This window comes from Algoriphagus ornithinivorans, assembly GCF_900115305.1.
In the GTDB taxonomy this organism is placed as follows: Bacteria; Bacteroidota; Bacteroidia; order Cytophagales; family Cyclobacteriaceae; genus Algoriphagus; species Algoriphagus ornithinivorans.
Genome location: NZ_FOVW01000002.1, coordinates 256334 through 273406, shown reverse-complemented (window position 1 = coordinate 273406; position 17073 = coordinate 256334). Strand labels below are relative to the sequence as shown.

At 39.7% G+C, this 17073-nt stretch carries 12 protein-coding genes; 7 read left to right on the top strand and 5 right to left on the bottom strand.

Annotated features, from left to right (window positions below; translation table 11 throughout):
• Nucleotides 1-22 precede the first annotated feature (22 nt).
• Genes BM073_RS03340 through BM073_RS03330 form a run of 3 tightly spaced genes read right to left on the bottom strand, consistent with a single transcriptional unit; the run spans nt 23 to nt 4089 of the window.
• The gene (locus BM073_RS03340) at nt 23-262 is read right to left on the bottom strand and encodes a hypothetical protein (RefSeq protein ID WP_091650345.1); all 240 of its coding nucleotides are present in this window, start codon (nt 260-262) and stop codon (nt 23-25) included.
• Nucleotides 259-675 (bottom strand): OsmC family protein, encoded by a 417-nt coding sequence (locus BM073_RS03335; protein ID WP_091650344.1) that lies wholly within the window; start codon nt 673-675, stop codon nt 259-261. The genes BM073_RS03340 and BM073_RS03335 overlap by 4 nt, the downstream gene beginning before the upstream one ends.
• 36 nt (nt 676-711) lie before the next feature.
• Nucleotides 712-4089: a methylmalonyl-CoA mutase family protein gene (locus BM073_RS03330; RefSeq protein WP_091650926.1), complete on the bottom strand. Its 3378-nt coding sequence runs from the start codon at nt 4087-4089 to the stop codon at nt 712-714.
• A gap of 223 nt (nt 4090-4312) precedes the next feature.
• Between BM073_RS03330 and BM073_RS03325 the strand changes: the two genes are divergently transcribed.
• The 5 genes from BM073_RS03325 to BM073_RS03305 all read left to right on the top strand — a co-directional run bounded on the left by BM073_RS03325 (nt 4313) and on the right by BM073_RS03305 (nt 10944).
• On the top strand, nt 4313-5605 hold the full coding sequence (locus BM073_RS03325) for an acetyl-CoA hydrolase/transferase family protein (RefSeq protein WP_091650341.1): 1293 nt from the start codon (nt 4313-4315) through the stop codon (nt 5603-5605).
• Between the two features lie 78 nt (nt 5606-5683).
• Nucleotides 5684-7030 (top strand): sugar porter family MFS transporter, encoded by a 1347-nt coding sequence (locus BM073_RS03320; protein WP_091650338.1) that lies wholly within the window; start codon nt 5684-5686, stop codon nt 7028-7030.
• Nucleotides 7020-7895, top strand: coding sequence for a carbohydrate kinase family protein (locus BM073_RS03315; RefSeq protein ID WP_091650335.1), 876 nt, complete (start codon nt 7020-7022; stop codon nt 7893-7895). The genes BM073_RS03320 and BM073_RS03315 overlap by 11 nt, the downstream gene beginning before the upstream one ends.
• 125 nt (nt 7896-8020) lie before the next feature.
• Entirely contained in the window at nt 8021-10327 is a 2307-nt protein-coding gene (locus BM073_RS03310) for a TonB-dependent receptor (RefSeq protein WP_245756361.1), read from the top strand.
• Nucleotides 10328-10341: 14 nt separating this feature from the next.
• The gene (locus BM073_RS03305) at nt 10342-10944 is read left to right on the top strand and encodes a hypothetical protein (RefSeq protein WP_091650332.1); all 603 of its coding nucleotides are present in this window, start codon (nt 10342-10344) and stop codon (nt 10942-10944) included.
• A 41-nt stretch (nt 10945-10985) separates the two neighbouring features.
• On the opposite strand, the gene BM073_RS03300 is transcribed toward BM073_RS03305, so the two are convergent.
• Nucleotides 10986-11498 (bottom strand): hypothetical protein, encoded by a 513-nt coding sequence (locus BM073_RS03300; RefSeq protein WP_091650330.1) that lies wholly within the window; start codon nt 11496-11498, stop codon nt 10986-10988.
• An 87-nt stretch (nt 11499-11585) separates the two neighbouring features.
• Between BM073_RS03300 and BM073_RS03295 the strand changes: the two genes are divergently transcribed.
• Both BM073_RS03295 and BM073_RS03290 read left to right on the top strand, forming a co-directional pair.
• The gene (locus BM073_RS03295; RefSeq protein WP_091650327.1) at nt 11586-13178 is read left to right on the top strand and encodes an ATP-dependent DNA ligase; all 1593 of its coding nucleotides are present in this window, start codon (nt 11586-11588) and stop codon (nt 13176-13178) included.
• Entirely contained in the window at nt 13168-15627 is a 2460-nt protein-coding gene (locus tag BM073_RS03290) for a ligase-associated DNA damage response DEXH box helicase (RefSeq protein WP_091650324.1), read from the top strand. Before BM073_RS03295 ends, BM073_RS03290 begins: the two co-directional genes overlap by 11 nt.
• Here the strand turns inward: BM073_RS03290 and BM073_RS03285 are convergent.
• Complete coding sequence (locus BM073_RS03285) at nt 15624-17072, bottom strand: TrkH family potassium uptake protein (protein ID WP_091650319.1); 1449 nt, start codon at nt 17070-17072, stop codon at nt 15624-15626. The two genes, BM073_RS03290 and BM073_RS03285, sit on opposite strands and share 4 nt — an antisense overlap.
• Nucleotide 17073 lies beyond the last annotated feature (1 nt).

The following is a 17073-nucleotide window of genomic DNA, read 5'->3' as shown; positions in this document are numbered from 1 at the left end:
GTATCATATGCTTTCCGGGAAATTAAAGATTTTCCAACTGAGCACGAAATGATTTTCCCATTTCATGAAATCTTTCAACTATTTGCTTAAAAAAATCTCCTTCCAGAAAGCTTTCCAAGTCTGCTTCTTCCAATACATCCATCTCGTTTAACTTGAAAGTCTGCTCCATGGGGCCAAACTCAAATTTCAAGATGTACTTATTATTCCAGGAGAAAATACTAATTCGTATTTCCTCCCGGATTAATTCTTTGACTACTCTCATCCTGGTCTTTTTACCTCAGAACTATACGTTAATCTGGACTTTAAAGAAGAAGCAACTGAACAATATTTGTCCACAGATAGCGCAACCACTTTTTCAAACTCCTCCTCTTTAGCATCTGGAGAAATTAAAGTAAATTTTAGATGGATATCGGTATAAAATGCAGGTACTCCATCGTTTCGGATTCCTTCCACTTCTACTGAAAAATCAACAATTTCTCTTCTTTTTTTCTTCATCATCAAAACTGCATCCACAGAAGCACAGCCACCCACTGCAGATAAAAGCAAATCCATGGGAGATTGTGCTTTTTTGGCAGGGGCATCGTACATATCGATCTTAACCACATTTCCCTGGGGATTTACAGCTTCGTATTCATAGTCCGCTTTCATTCGGACGGTTACATTTCTTTTTGACATAGCACTTAATCTTTATTCTATTTGAAAGGCTTACCCTTACATGTTTCTTCTATATTGACCACCAACCTCGTATAGAGCTCTGGTAATTTGTCCCAAAGAACAATACTTAGATGCTTCCATTAATCGCTCAAATACATTCTCGTTTTGAATAGCAGCTTTCTTCAAGGACATCAATTGCTCTTCTTCCTTGCCTTCATAAGCTTGATGTAAGCTTTTCAAAGTCTGGATCTGAGCTTCTTTTTCCTCTTGAGTAGCTCGAATCACTTCCCCAGGAGTTACAGTTGGAGAGCCTTCACTTGAAAGGAAAGTATTCACACCAATAATCGGATACTCTCCAGTGTGCTTCAGCATTTCGTAATGCATGCTCTCTTCCTGAATTTTACCTCTTTGGTACATGGTCTCCATGGCTCCAAGTACTCCCCCTCTTTCTGTGATTCTATCAAACTCCACGTAAACTGCTTCTTCCACCAAATCAGTCAATTCTTCAATAATGAAAGCGCCCTGCAATGGGTTTTCATTTTTAGCTAATCCTAATTCTTTATTGATAATCAACTGAATCGCCATTGCTCTCCTTACAGATGCCTCAGTTGGAGTTGTAATCGCTTCATCATAAGCATTGGTATGTAGGGAATTACAGTTATCATAAATCGCATACAATGCTTGTAGCGTCGTTCTGATATCATTGAAATCAATCTCTTGTGCATGTAGAGACCTTCCAGAAGTCTGAATATGGTACTTCAACATTTGCGAGCGTTCATTCGCCCCATATTTCAACTTCATGGCTTTGGCCCAGATTCTTCTAGCCACTCGTCCAATTACCGCATACTCCGGATCAATTCCATTGGAAAAGAAGAAAGATAGATTTGGTGCAAAATCATTGACATCCATTCCTCTGGAAACATAGTATTCCACATACGTGAACCCATTGGAAAGCGTTAATGCCAATTGCGTGATAGGATTAGCGCCAGCTTCAGCAATATGATATCCAGAAATAGAAACTGAATAAAAGTTTCTGACTTTGTTTTGAATGAAATATTGCTGTACATCACCCATGAGCCTTAGAGAAAACTCAGTAGAGAAAATACAAGTATTTTGTGCCTGATCTTCTTTGAGAATATCTGCCTGAACAGTCCCCCTTACTTTAGAAATGGTATCTGCTTTGATTTTTTCATATATCTCTTTCGGCAAGACCTGATCTCCAGTCACACCCAAAAGCATCAAGCCTAATCCATCATTTCCTACGGGTATCTCTGCATTGTAAGTTGGTCTTTTCAGTCCTTTCTTTTGGTAAATGGCGTCAATTTTTTGATTGATCTCATCTTCCAAACCATTGGCTTTAATATAAACCTCACATTGCTGATCAATAGCTGCATTCATGAAAAATGCCGTCATGGTAGCTGCGGGGCCATTGATAGTCATCGAAACTGAAGTCAAAGGGTCTACCAGATTAAATCCTGAATAGAGCTTCTTAGCATCATCCAAGCAGCAAACATTTACTCCGGAATTTCCAATTTTGCCATAAATATCCGGTCTGTAATCAGGATCCTCACCATAAAGAGTCACGGAGTCAAAAGCAGTGGACAATCGCTTGGCCGGCATATCCTTTGAAACGTAGTGGAATCGCTTATTGGTACGCTCTGGCCCTCCTTCTCCTGCAAACATTCTAGTAGGATCTTCACCTTCTCTCTTGAAAGGGAAAACTCCAGAAGTGTAAGGGAATTTTCCAGGAACGTTTTCTCTAAGCCCCCATTTTAATAGCTCACCCCAAGCCTCATACTTAGGAAGTGAAACCTTTGGAATTCTTGAATCTGCAAGTGATTTATGGAAAGTTTTTACCTTGATCTCCTTATCTCTTACTTTGAAAACATAAAAATCCTCCTGATATCTAGCGGCTTCTTCTGGCCACTCTTCTAGCCATTTCTTATTTTTTGGATCTAAATTCAGCTCGACTTGAGTATAGACTTCTTCTAATTCTTTCTTCAATCTGTCTTTGTCCTCTACACCGGATTCTTCAATAGTGTCAATTGATTTCCGAATGGAATAAAGCTTTTGAGCGATGTCTTTTTGCACTTCTACCCACTTGTCGTAATTCCTGTTGTTCTCAGTAATCTCGCTTAGATATCGGGTTCTTGCAGGTGGAATAATATAGATCTTTTCAGAACTACCGGATGTCAATTCGGAACTGCTGTCAAAAGACTCAAACTTCTCATTGACTTTGGAAATGATTGCCTTATAAAGCTGATTCATTCCCGGATCGTTGAATTGAGAAGCAATGGTACCGAAAACAGGTAAATCCTCGTCTTTCGCTTCCCATAGATTGTGATTGCGTTTGAATTGCTTTTTCACATCACGAATAGCATCTAGAGCCCCTCTTTTATCAAACTTGTTCAGTGCAATGATATCTGCAAAATCCAGCATATCGATCTTCTCCAATTGAGATGCGGCACCATATTCCGGAGTCATCACGTAGAGGGATAAATCTGAATGCTCGATAATTTCTGTATCTGACTGACCAATACCCGATGTTTCTAAAATCACCAAGTCAAATCCAGCCGCTTTCACAGTATCTACAGCATCTTGGACATATCGAGATAGAGCTAAGTTTGACTGTCTGGTTGCCAGAGACCTCATAAACACTCTGGGATGATGAATTGCATTCATACGGATTCTATCGCCCAAAAGAGCTCCTCCAGTTTTTCTTTTGGAAGGGTCTACGGATATGATTGCGAGAGTTTTGTCTTCAAAATCCAAAACAAATCTTCTGACCAATTCATCAACCAAGGAAGATTTACCAGCACCTCCAGTTCCTGTAATTCCCAAAACCGGGGTTTTTGACGCTTTGCTTTTTGATCTTACTTCTTCCAATAATTTTTTGGATTGATCAGGGAAGTTTTCAAAAGCAGAGATCAGTCTTGCTACATGATTTTTTTTATCTCTTTCCAGAGCAAATTCTTCCGGCAACTCATCTCCAATTGGAAAGTCGCATTGCTTTACTAAGTCATTGATCATTCCCTGAAGACCCATTGCTCTTCCATCGTCAGGAGCATAGATTCTGGAAATACCATATTCATGCAATTCCTTGATCTCTTCAGGAAGGATTGTTCCACCTCCCCCTCCGAAAAGCTTGATATGTCCAGCTCCTTTTTCATGAAGCAAATCATACATGTATTTGAAAAATTCTACGTGCCCTCCCTGATAGGAAGTAATGGCAATAGCTTGGACATCTTCCTGAATCGCACAATCAACAATCTCCTGAACCGAGCGATTGTGTCCTAAATGAATCACCTCACAACCAGTCGATTGAATGATTCTTCTCATGATATTGATCGCTGCATCATGCCCATCAAAAAGTGAGGCTGCAGTGACAATACGAATGTGATTTTTTGGCTTATAAATCTCCGCTTGGGTAGTCATACTTATGGGTTTATATACTCTATTTTTTGGGCTTTGAAACGACATTCAAGCCGATCTTTTCAGTCTGCGAATATAACAAATTTAAGGCTGCCTTGGGTTTAAAACACGTGATCAAACAAAATATTATTTGGTAGGCAAACAGATAAATCAAGCGGTTAGCTGACAATTGTCAGCTTTTTTTATCATCTTAATTTAAACCTTTGGGGAATAAAAAAAATTGAAAATGATCAACTATACCACAGCAGCTGATGCGGTTCAGCTGGTTCAAAGCCATCAACGCGTATTTATTCACGGAAGTGCAGCAACCCCCACCACTCTTTTGTATGCATTGGCAGACAGAAAAAAAGAATTGAGAAATGTCGAAATCGTAGCAATCACTACGCTAGGTCCTATGCCTTTGGTAGAACCCGATTGTAAAGGGAGTTTCTTTATGAATTCTCTTTTCGTTTCAACTAATATCAGAACTGCCGTCAATACAGATCAGGGAGGCTATGTCCCTATTTTCTTGAGTGAAATCGGACACCTTTTTAGGAATAAAATTTTGGAAATTGATGTAGCAATGATTCAGGTTTCAGAGCCTGATGCACATGGGTTTTGTTCGTTGGGAACCTCAGTGGATATTGCCAAACCTGCAGTTGAAACCGCCAAAGTGATTATTGCGCAAATCAATAAGCAAATGCCTCGAACACATGGAGATGGACATATTCATATTTCAAAATTTGATAAAGCTATCTATGTAGACGAACCACTACCTGAAGTAAACTATCTCGGAAAAATTACGGAAAAGGAAATTCAGATTGGCAATCATATAGCTTCTATTATAGAGGACAGATCAACCCTTCAAATGGGCATTGGTGCAATTCCTGATGCAGTTTTAAATAGCCTTCATCATCATAAAGATTTGGGAGTACATACAGAAATGTTTTCCAACGGCATCCTGAACTTGATGAAATCGGGGGCTGTCACCAATGCCTATAAGAAAAAACATCCCGGCAAAGTAGTTTCCGCTTTTACTGCAGGTTCAGCAGAATTATACCGGGAAATCCACGATAACCCTGAATTCTCCTTTCATGAGGCAGCCTATGTTAATGATACTTCTGTAATCAGGAAAAACCCGAAAGTAGTATCGATCAACTCCTGTGTTGAACTTGATTTGACAGGACAAGTCTGTGCCGATTCGATAGGAAGCTATCATTATTCGGGAGTTGGTGGACAGATGGATTTTATGAGAGGAGCTTCACTGTCTGTGGGAGGGAAACCCATTATGGCATTAACAGCCTGCACAAAATCAGGAGAATCAAAAATTGTCCCTTTCCTAAAACCAGGAGCTGGAGTAGTTACGACAAGAGCGCATGTTCAATATGTGGTAACAGAGTTTGGAGTCGTCAATTTGTACGGAAAGAATCTGAGACAGAGATCATACGAATTGATGAGAATCGCTCATCCAGATCATAGAGAAAGTCTGGAAAGAGCTATTGTAGAAAGATTTGGTAGCTATATCTATCCATTTCGTTGATTTGGCAATTTCATAAATGGGGTTTTGAATTATGCTGCTTCTACTTAGATTAGCGAATGATAAACCCCATTTCTTTTTATGTCTTCTAATAAATATGTCTTTTTCATTTCCATCACAGCCGCTCTTGGCGGCTTTTTATTTGGATTTGATACAGCTGTAATTTCAGGTGCGGAAAGAGCGATACAAGAAGTATGGCAATTAAGTGACTGGATGCATGGATTAGCTATAGCATCAGCTTTGTATGGAACAGTAATAGGTGCCTTGCTAGGCGGAATACCTGCAGACAAATTTGGAAGAAAGAAAAGCTTACTCTGGATAGGTATATTTTATTTAGTTTCCGCTGTAGGTTCAGGAATGGCGTGGGACGTCACCTCCTTTACCATTTTTAGATTCATTGGTGGCTTAGGTGTAGGTGCATCCTCCGTAGTTGCACCTATGTATATCTCTGAAATCGCTCCTGCAAAAAACCGGGGACTCTTGGTGGCCCTGTATCAGTTTAACATTGTATTTGGAATTGTAATCGCCTATGTCTCCAATTATCTGATTGGAACTGCTGGCTTGCCAGAAGAGTGGCGATGGATGCTGATTGTTGAAGGGATACCAGCTTTGATTTACAGTGTAATGATTTTCAGAATACCTGAAAGTCCAAGATGGCTGATCGCCAAATTTAATGCTCAAAGTCAAGCTAGAATCATTTTAACTCGGACAGATCCTGAAGGTGCAGAAGAGGCAATTAGACTTGCCATTGAAGAAGAAAAAAGGCAAAAGTCCAAAGCGAGCATTTCAACTCTTTTCAATTCAAAATACCTTTCCAGTACTCTTCTAGCGGTTATGATTGCCTTTTTTAATCAGGTATCAGGAATTAATGCCATCATCTACTTTGCTCCCAGAGTATTTGAAATGGCGGGGATTTCCACAGAAAACGCTTTAATCTCAACCATTGGAATTGGAATAGTCAACTTGCTGGGCACATTTTTGGGACTTTATTTAATAGATCGATTGGGAAGAAAAAAGTTGATGTATATAGGTTCTGCAGGCTATATCATTTCATTATCCTTGATGGCATATAACTTTTTGGGACCTGGAATTCCATCCTTCTGGCTCCCTATTTTTGTTTTCGGATTTATTGTTTCTCACGCAGTAGGACAAGGTTCGGTGATTTGGGTTTTCATTTCAGAAATGTTTCCTAATGAACTTAGAGCATATGGCCAATCGCTTGGCTCTTTTACCCACTGGATTTTAGCCGCTGTAATTGCCAATGTCTTTCCTTTCTTTGCCAATGCATTCGGACCAGGCTATATCTTTGCTTTCTTTGCATTGATGATGGTTTGGCAACTCCTTTGGGTGAAATTTAAAATGCCGGAAACCAAAGGAAGAACTCTAGAAGAAATTCAAAAAGATTTACATCAAGACTATGCCTCATAAAGTTTTTATTTTCGGTGAAATGCTATGGGATTGCTTACCTAGCGGTTCGAAAGCAGGTGGTGCCCCATTGAACGTGGCCCTGAATCTTCACCAATTAGGACTGAATTCCAATTTTATCTCCGCAATAGGAAATGATTTAGATGGAGAAAAATTAGTAGAATACATAAAGAGTTATGGGATCTCGGATAAGTTTATTCAAAGAAAAGACGCTTATCAGACCTCAAAAGTCCTGGTTGACAATTCTGATCCTGAAAATATCAAGTATACCATTTTACCCAATGTGGCTTGGGATCATATCTCTATTACAGATGAATTGATTCAGGCTAGCCAGAACTGTGATGCTTTTATTTTTGGAACATTGGGAGTTAGAAGCAATGAAAGTCTCAAAACTCTTTTAGCATTACTCCCGAAGCAAAAATTGAGGATTTTTGATGCCAACTTGAGAAGTCCGTTTTACGATTTCGAAGTGATTGAAACTCTCCTTGGATACACCGAAATTCTAAAAATCAACGAAGAAGAATTAGAAATTTTCGCAGATTACTTCAATACAGAAGCAACAGTGGAAAGTCTATGTGAATTTTTGGATCATAATTTCCCCATTGAAATCATCTGCATCACTTTGGGATCCAAGGGCGCTATGATTTATCAAAATGGACAAATCACACCGCACCCTGGGTATAAAATCAAAGTGAAAGACTCCATAGGAGCTGGAGATGCTTTCTTGAGCGGATTTGTCAAAACATACCTAGACGGCAAAAATCCAGAAGAGATTTTGGATTTTGCCTGTAAAATCGGAGCATTTGTAGCAACTCAGGAAGGGGGCACACCCAAGTATCAAGTAAGCGACATTAATCAAATACATTGAAATTTGGCAGTTTTTTGAAATAATTGAGCATTTTTCTTCCTCAGGGATAAAAACCACTTATCCCTTTTTGCAACTTTGTTTCACTTTTTCTGGTATAAAGCTACAAAGCACTTTATTTTTGTGGCGTGAAGAAACTGATACCCTACATTACTGTAATTCTGACAACCCTAATTCTGGCTTTCCCTTCTAAAGCTCAGAACTGCAACTTGTCTATCCGGGGTAAGGTGATTCATTTAGAAAACAACCAACCCATCCCGGGAGCTTACGTGTGGCTGGAAGAAACCAAGCAAGGTATGGTGACTGATCTTGATGGCAACTTTCTCATAAGAAATCTTTGTCAGGGTACATACAATTTGAAAATCCAGTTTTTAGGGCATAAGGAAATTCAGGAAAAAATAGACTTGGCTTCCAATTCATTCAATAAAACATTTCGAATGGAAGAGGAGTCCTTCGCTCTATCTGGGGTTGAAATTCATGGACACAGAGATGCCGTTCAAACTACTACAGCGGTTACTGCTCTATATGGTGAGCAATTATTAGAGTCCAGAGGAGAAAACTTAGGAGAAAGCCTCAAAAGAGTTGCTGGTGTTACTACTTTTTCCACAGGAAATAGCATAGCAAAGCCAGTGATTCATGGTCTGCACTCTAATAGAATCATGATTCTGAATAATGGAATCCGACTTGAAGGACAACAATGGGGAGCTGAGCATGCGCCTGAGATTGATCCTTTTTTGGCAGATGAAATTACAGTAATAAAAGGTGCTGAGACAGTTCGCTTTGGGCCGGAGGCTATGGGTGGAGTGATTCTAGTTAGCCCTGCTGAAATCCCTACCAAAAGTGAAAGCAAGACAGATCTATATGTTTTAGGCGCAAGTAATGGTAGAATGGGGAATGTTTCTGTTACTCACCAAGATGGATTCAAAAGCATCAAAGGCCTGGGCTACAGAGTTCAGGGATCAGTAAAAAGGGCAGGTAATATTCAAAGTCCGGATTACTATCAGGCAAATACCGGGCTGAATGAAATCAACTTTTCTGGTGCACTTGGATATACGAGTCCAAAATTAGGAGCAGAGATTTATTATAGTTTTTTCAATACCGAATTGGGGATTTTGAGAGATTCCCATACAGGAAATTTGACTGATTTACAGGAAATTATTGCCAATGGAAGGCCTTTTTCTAATGTGGGTTTCACCTATGATATTCTAAATCCAAAGCAAAAAGTTGCCCATCATTTAGGTAAAATCAAGTCTCATTATCATATCAACTCCAACTGGAAAGCAAATCTTCAATATGGTTTTCAGCTCAACCAAAGACAGGAGTTTGATAGAAGAAGAGGAGATTTAAATGAACGAGCCAGTTTGGATTTGGAGCTATTCACCAATACTCTTGACTTATTCGTAGACCATACCCACCCAAATGAGTTTAGCGGTACTTGGGGATTGAATATTATTCAACAGGCAAATAGCAACATTCCAGGAACTGGAGTGACTCCCCTAATTCCGAATTATCAAATGCTTAATATGGGTTTCTATGGAATTGAAAAATATTCCAAAGGACCTTTGGAAATTGAAGGCGGAATTAGGTTTGATTTTAGAGACGTCTCTACAGCAAGATTCGTCAATAATGAGCTGGAGGAAGTGGACTTGAACTACAGCAATTTCACAGCTTTTCTAGGTGCTTATTACCAATTGTCCCCAAGCCTTACTTTTTCTACCAATTTGGGCTCTGCTTGGAGACCACCGAATATCAACGAGTTATTTTCCCAAGGGTTGCACCATGGGGCAGCTGCGGTGGAAATAGGTGATCAAGATTTAAACTCAGAAAAATCCCTTAAATGGGTAAACTCACTTGAGTTTACTTCCAATAAATCAACCTTTGAATTGACCGCCTACGCTAACAGGATTTCAAATTACATTTACCTCAATCCCACAGGAGATACTTTTGTGAGTTTGAGAGGTACTTTCAATGTTTATGAGTACCTGCAGGCAAATGCGCTGTTTTATGGATTTGATTTTTCTGGGAGCTATGAATTCACCTCCAATTTCAATGCTTACGTCAAAGGATCCATCATCAGAGCAAAAAATACAGACGAAGACAATTTCTTTCCATTTATTCCTTCGGACAGAATGGATTGGGGACTTTCATATAAGCTAGGTCAGGAAAAAAAGACCCACAAATTTACTATCAGTAATCAGTTGGTTGCGAGACAAAGCCGAGAGCCTGATTTTGATTTGGCTCCTGCTCCTGATGCTTATGCTTTATTCAACTTTGGGTATTTAACACAATTGCCAATTGGACAAAACAAATTGAATCTTGGGCTACAGGTTCAAAATATCTTCAATAACAGCTATAAAGAGTACATGAACAGATTTCGATACTTCACTGATGATATCGGAAGAAACATCCTTTTGAAAATCAATTACCAATTTTAATTAATATAAACACAATGAAAACTATCCAAAAACTTCCTTTTTACGCATTGATCGTAAGTTTATTCGTATTCACAGCCTGTGAACCAGAAGAGCCGGTTGTAGAGAATGACGGTGAAGTGATCACTGATGTAACTTTAAACTTTACAGAGCTTGATGCTTCGGGTAATCCTGTTGGTACACCAATCAGTTTCAAGGCTTCTGACCCAGAAGGAATTGAAGTAGGAGCTTCTCCTGTAGTGCAGACTGTAAGCCTTATGAAAGGTAAAACCTACCGTTTAGACATTGAAGTATTCAATGCTATCGAAAACGAGGATATTACAGAAGAGATTTTAGAGGAAGCTGATGAGCATCAGTTTTATTTCTTGGGATCAGCTTTCGTGGGATCTTCCGCACCACTTACTTATGTCTATGATGATGAGAGCGGAGAACTAATCGGTGTAAGAGGTATCGTTACAGTAGCATCTTCTCCAGGTTTCAACAATGCTCAAATGAGAATTGTCTTGAGACACGATTTGGATAAAAACTATCCAGGAGCTAACAATCCAAACTTTGAAAATTTTGTGATGGCAGGTGGAGAAACCGATTTAGACATCACTTTCCCACTAGTATTAAATTAAAAAAAATTTAGGCCTGATGAAAAATCAGGCCTTTTTTTATTCTAATAATCCTTCCCGCAGATCACCATTTGAGACAGATCCAAATTGGAAGCATTCGCAGCTTTTCCAATATTTCCAGCAACCAAAATCGTATTGTAATCAGGTCCATCGGCAGCTAGATGAACTTTGATATGCCCTTCAAATCCTAATAGTTCATTGAACAGTAATCGATTTCCATTGGTCATTTGCTCCAATACAGTCACTGATTTTAGGGATGCTGCATTTACCGGCTTGAGCATAAATGCTATTGTGGCTTGTGGGGTATTGATATTCCCAAAATGCAGATGAGCCGGGTAACTCACACTGGCATCACCCCTGGAGCCTTCCAGATCAATACTCATCTCCAAATTCCCTCCGATCAATTCCCTGACGGTCGCAGTGCCTGAAAAATCAAAATCTGAGGCTTTGAATAAAGTATATTCAACCTGCTTGCCGGTGTATTTATTTGATTCCAATGAGTCAGTGCAGGATATGAAAATTAACCCGGAAAGTAGCGCAAAAATTAACTTTTTCATGAATAGCTTGTTTTCAAATTGGTAAACGGCAAGAAGTCCATTAAGTTAAGATTTCAAATTAAATACTCTTACTCATTATCCATTTGAATGAAAAACTTTGCAGAGCTAATCACTAAGTTGGATCAAACCAACAAAACCAAAGATAAGCTGGAGGCTTTGCAACATTTTTTTGAAACATCTTCCTCAAAAGATAAAGTCTGGGCAATCGCCCTATTCACTCACAGAAGACCGAAAAGGCAAGTGAATACCCGACAATTACGAGAGTGGTGTATGGAAATGGCAGAAATTCCAGAATGGCTCTTTGAAGAATCATATCACACAGTAGGAGATTTGGCAGAAACCATTTCTCTCTTGCTACCTCTACCCACTTCCGAGTCGAGCTATCAACTCAGTGATTGGATCAATCAGTTGATAGCTTTAAAGGAAAAATCCGATGAGCAAAAGAAAGATTTCATTCTAAATGCATGGAGCGAACTGGACCGAATGGAGCGCTTTGTTTTTAATAAAATTATCACAGGAGGATTCAGAATTGGTGTCAGTCAAAATTTAATCACTCAGGCCCTTGCTAATTTTCTAAACCGGGAAAAAGCAGACATTGCTTATGCATTGATGGGAAATTGGGATCCTGAAACTTTAACCTTTGATCAGCTTTTTGACCAAACAGAAGCAGAAAAAGACTTAAGCAAACCTTACCCTTTTTTCTTAGCCCATCCTTTAGAAAAGATACCAGAAGAGCTAGGGCATACAGAAGAGTGGCAAGTTGAATGGAAATGGGATGGAATCAGAGGACAATTGATAAGAAGAAACCAAGAAACCTTCATCTGGAGCAGAGGAGAAGAACTTGTCAATGAAAAGTTCCCTGAGCTGATTGACTTAGGAAGTTCCTTGCCTGACGGTTTGGTATTGGATGGAGAGATTTTGGCTTTCGATGAAGGAAAGCCCCTACCCTTTGGTATTTTGCAAACAAGGATTGGAAGAAAATCCATTAGTAAAAAAATACTGAAAGATGCCCCTGTGAGCCTATTGGCATATGATTTATTGGAGTTTGAAGGTGAGGATTTCAGAGACTATCCTTTGAAAAAAAGGAGACAAATTTTGGAAGAAGTCGTCCGGAAGACTAAACATCCAAGATTAGAAATATCCAGTCCACTACTGGCTGAAAATTGGGATGAATATGCCAAAATCAGAGAAAATTCCAGAGCTAATTTAGCAGAAGGCCTGATGCTGAAACATAAAGATTCTCCCTATGAGACAGGTAGAAAACGGGGGAATTGGTGGAAATGGAAAATCGATCCTTTGACGATTGATGGAGTCATGATTTATGCCCAAAAGGGACACGGAAGGCGGGCAGACTTATACAGTGATTATACCTTTGCGGTTTGGGAAGGAGAAAATCTAGTTCCTTTTGCAAAAGCATACTCTGGACTTACCGATTCCGAAATGCGGGAAGTAGATCAATTTGTAAAGAAAAATACTCGAGAAAGATTTGGACCTGTGAGAACAGTGAAAGCTGAGCTTGTATTTGAAATTGCATTTGAAGGAATTCAGGCAAGCCCAAGACACAAAAGCGGTATAGCCTTGAGATTTCCCCGTATCTTAAGATGGAGAAAAGACAAGCCTAAAGAAGAGGCAAATACACTTCAAGACTTGAAAGATCTTTTAAAACTGTATGGAGGATAAGCGTTTTCAGGTTGCTTTAAATTACTTCAAGTCTAAAGGTTGGACAGCCTTTCCTTTTCAGCTTCATGCCTGGAAAGACTATTTAGATGGAAAATCAGGTCTATTAAATGCCCCAACAGGATCAGGAAAAACTTTTGCTTTATGGTTTCCGGTAATTCTGGAATTTATCCAACAGCATCCCGACGATTGGCAGAACAGCAAAAACAATGGACTTCAACTTATTTGGGTCACTCCCCTTAGAGCCTTAGCTAAAGACATACAAAAGGCTATGGAAGAGGTTTGCGAGGCTATTGGTTTGCCTTGGCAAGTGGCAGTCAGAAATGGAGATACCGATGCCAAAACCAGAGCTGCATTGAAAAGAAGGCCTCCCGAAGTCTTAATCACAACTCCTGAAACACTGCATATATTAATCGCCCAAAAAGATCATCATAAACTCTTTCAAACGGTGCAAACTGTAGTGGTTGATGAATGGCATGAGTTGGTTGGAAATAAGCGAGGGGTTCAGGTTCAGCTTGCTTTAGAATACATTCAGGCAATCTGCCCGAACATTTTCAAAAGATGGGCTATTTCTGCTACCATTGGTAATTTGGAGGAAGCTGCCAAAGCGCTTTTAGGAAAAGACCTTCCCATAAATATTGTCAAAGCTGAGGTAATAAAAGAAATCCGATTAGAATCAGTTTTTCCAGATGAAATCGAAAAATATCCTTGGTCTGGGCATCTGGGAATTAGGATGCTGGACAAAATAATTCCAATCATAGAGTCAGGAAAATCCCTCTTGCTTTTTACCAATACACGATCTCAGACGGAAATTTGGTATCAAAAAATTTTGGAAGCCAAACCTGAATGGGCAGGCTGGATCGCCATGCATCATGGCTCTTTGGACATGTCTGTCCGATCTTGGGTAGAAGAAGCTTTGCACGAAGGAAAATTAAAACTAGTGGTTTGCACCTCAAGTTTAGACCTCGGAGTAGATTTTAGACCCGTTGACAAAGTCATCCAAATAGGAAGTCCTAAAGGTGTTGCGCGCTTTATGCAAAGAGCTGGTAGAGCTGGACATCAACCGGGTGTTCCCTCTGAAGTTTATTTCGTCCCTACCAATTCTCTAGAGTTAATTGAAGCAGCAGCTTTAAGGGATGCCATGGAAAATGAAGCCATAGAGTCTCAATTTGCTCCTATCCTACCCTATGATGTCCTCATTCAATTTTTGGTCACACTGGCAGTAGGCGAAGGATTTGCACCGGAAAAAATCTATCCTATCGTCAAACGGACCTACTCTTTTTCCAATTTAAGCAAAGAGGAAATGGCCTGGGCTATGGATTTCATCACCAAGGGAGGAAATTCTCTGGGAAGCTATGAGGATTTTCTCAAAGTCAGTCAAGATGAGGATGGGCTATACAAAGTCAAAAACAAACGAATAGCAATGAAACATAGGCTTTCTATGGGAACCATTGTTTCGGAAGCAATGATGAAAGTGAAGTTCAAAAATGGAACCTACCTGGGCACAGTGGAAGAGTACTTCATTTCAAAAATGAAAATTGGGGATAGATTCTTTTTTGCGGGTCGATCGTTAGAGCTTCTTCAAATTCGAGACCTGAGCGCCATAGTCAAAGTGAGTGAGAAAAAAACCAATAACGTGGTAAGCTGGATGGGTGCAAGAATGTCACTTTCTTCCATGCTGTCAGATAAAATTCTCCAAATACTTTCAGAGTATAATAATGGCATTCATAAATCAGAAGAAGTCAAGCAGGTTTTACCAATTTTGGATCTTCAGAGCAAGCTTTCCATTGTTCCAGATCAAAGCACCTTCTTGATAGAGTCTCATCAAAGCAAGCAGGGATATCACATTTTTTTCTATCCTTTTGAAGGCAGAATGATGCATGAATTGATGAGTGCTTTGATTGCCTATAGAGTTTCAGCAAGCTATCCAGTTACTTTCAATATGGCGATGAATGATTATGGCTTTGAGCTCCTTTCAGATATGCCAATTCCTATTGAAGAAATATTAGAAGAAGATGTATTCAGCCTAAAAAATATCAAAGAGGATATTCTCCATTGTGTGAATGAAAGTGAAATGTCCCGGAGAAAATTCAGAGAAATTGCCAGTATTGCAGGTTTGGTTTTTCAGGGATATCCGGGAAAGCCCACGACATTCAAGCACATTCAGGCCAATTCCAGCTTACTTTTTCAGGTTTTTGAGCAATATGATCCAGACAACCTATTGTTGAAGCAGGCACATGAAGAAGCCATCAACCAGCAGATGGATAGGGATAAGTTGATTAATGCCTTAAAAAAGATTAATCGATTGAAGATCGTGGTCAAACACCCAGTTCAATTTACCCCATTCTCTTTTCCTATCATGGTGGATAGATTGAGCCGAACAACCATTTCTTCAGAAAGTCTGGAAGATAGAATTGCTAAAATACAGGCCCAGTTTACTGTTTTTGATTAGTTCGCTCTCCAGAAGAATGGAGTGAAAAGGATCAGAATGGTGAATAATTCCAATCTTCCCAGAAGCATGATAAAGGAAAGGAATATTTTAGCAGATCCGCTAAAAAAGGCGAAGTTGTCCTCCGGCCCTACTTCTCCTATAGCTGGCCCAACATTACCCAAACAGGTAGCCACAGCACCTAGAGAAGTCGGTAAATCATAGCCCATCAGAGAGAGTACCAATGCCCCAATGACAAAAGTCAAAAGGTAAATCAAAAGGAAGTTCATAATATGGGTAATGATCCTTCCAGTAACCCGGTCACCATTGATCATCAATGGTACGATCGCCCTTGGATGGACCAGTCTTTTAAACTCCAGCCAGGAATTTTTAATAAAAGTCAGGTGACGTACGAACTTGATTCCACCGGCTGTTGATCCTGCTGAGCCCCCCAAAAACAGAAGCATGAAGAAAATAAAGCTCATTCCCTGTCCGTATTGGGTATAGTCGTCAGTGACATATCCAGTAGTAGTTACGAGAGAGACCACTTGGAAAAGGGATTTTCTAAAAGCCAATTCATAGTCAACTCCTCCTTTTGCGAAAATTGGGTAGAATAATATCACCGATATCCCAAGCAAGGCAAAAGCATAAGTTTTAAACTCATCACTTTTCAATACCCTTCTAAATTTCCCCATCAAACCAAAATAAATGATGGTAAAGTTGGTTCCGGCCAAAAACATGAAGACAATAGCTACATATTGAATAAAAGCCGAATCATAATAAGCCATTGAGGCATTTTTGGTAGAGAATCCACCCGTAGCCAAGGTCGTCAAGGCATGGTTGATGGCATCATAAAAAGTCATTCCACCTACCCAATAAAGAAGGGTTGCCAATAAAGTCAATCCCACGTAGACATACCATAACCTTTTGGCTGTTTCTGAAATCCTTGGATGCACCTTATCAGAAGTTGGCCCCGGTGACTCGGCAACAAAGAGTTCAATTCCACCAATTCCCAAAAGTGGGAAAATTGCAACCGTCAAGACAATAATTCCCAAACCACCAATCCATTGCGTCATACTTCTCCAGAAAAGAAGACCTTTAGGCATTGCCTCTATATCTGTCAAAATACTGGCACCTGTTGTGGTAAGACCCGACATGGTCTCAAATAGAGCATCGTGAAAAGAGGTGATTTCGGCGCTTAAAATAAAGGGCAACATTCCAAACAGCGTCATGAAAACCCAAGAAAGGGCCACAATCAAATAGCCCTCTCTTTTTCGGATATTTTGATCCTGCTTGGAAAAGGAAGAAAAGAAAAATGCACCAAAAAGGGCTGAAATACACATTGCAACCAAAATTGGCCAAGGGTCTTCTCCAAAATAAATTGACCACCCAGCTGCAGGAAGCATCAAAATCGAGATGAGCACCAAGAGGGCTCCCATGATTTTTGCTATTTCCTTAAAATGAATCATA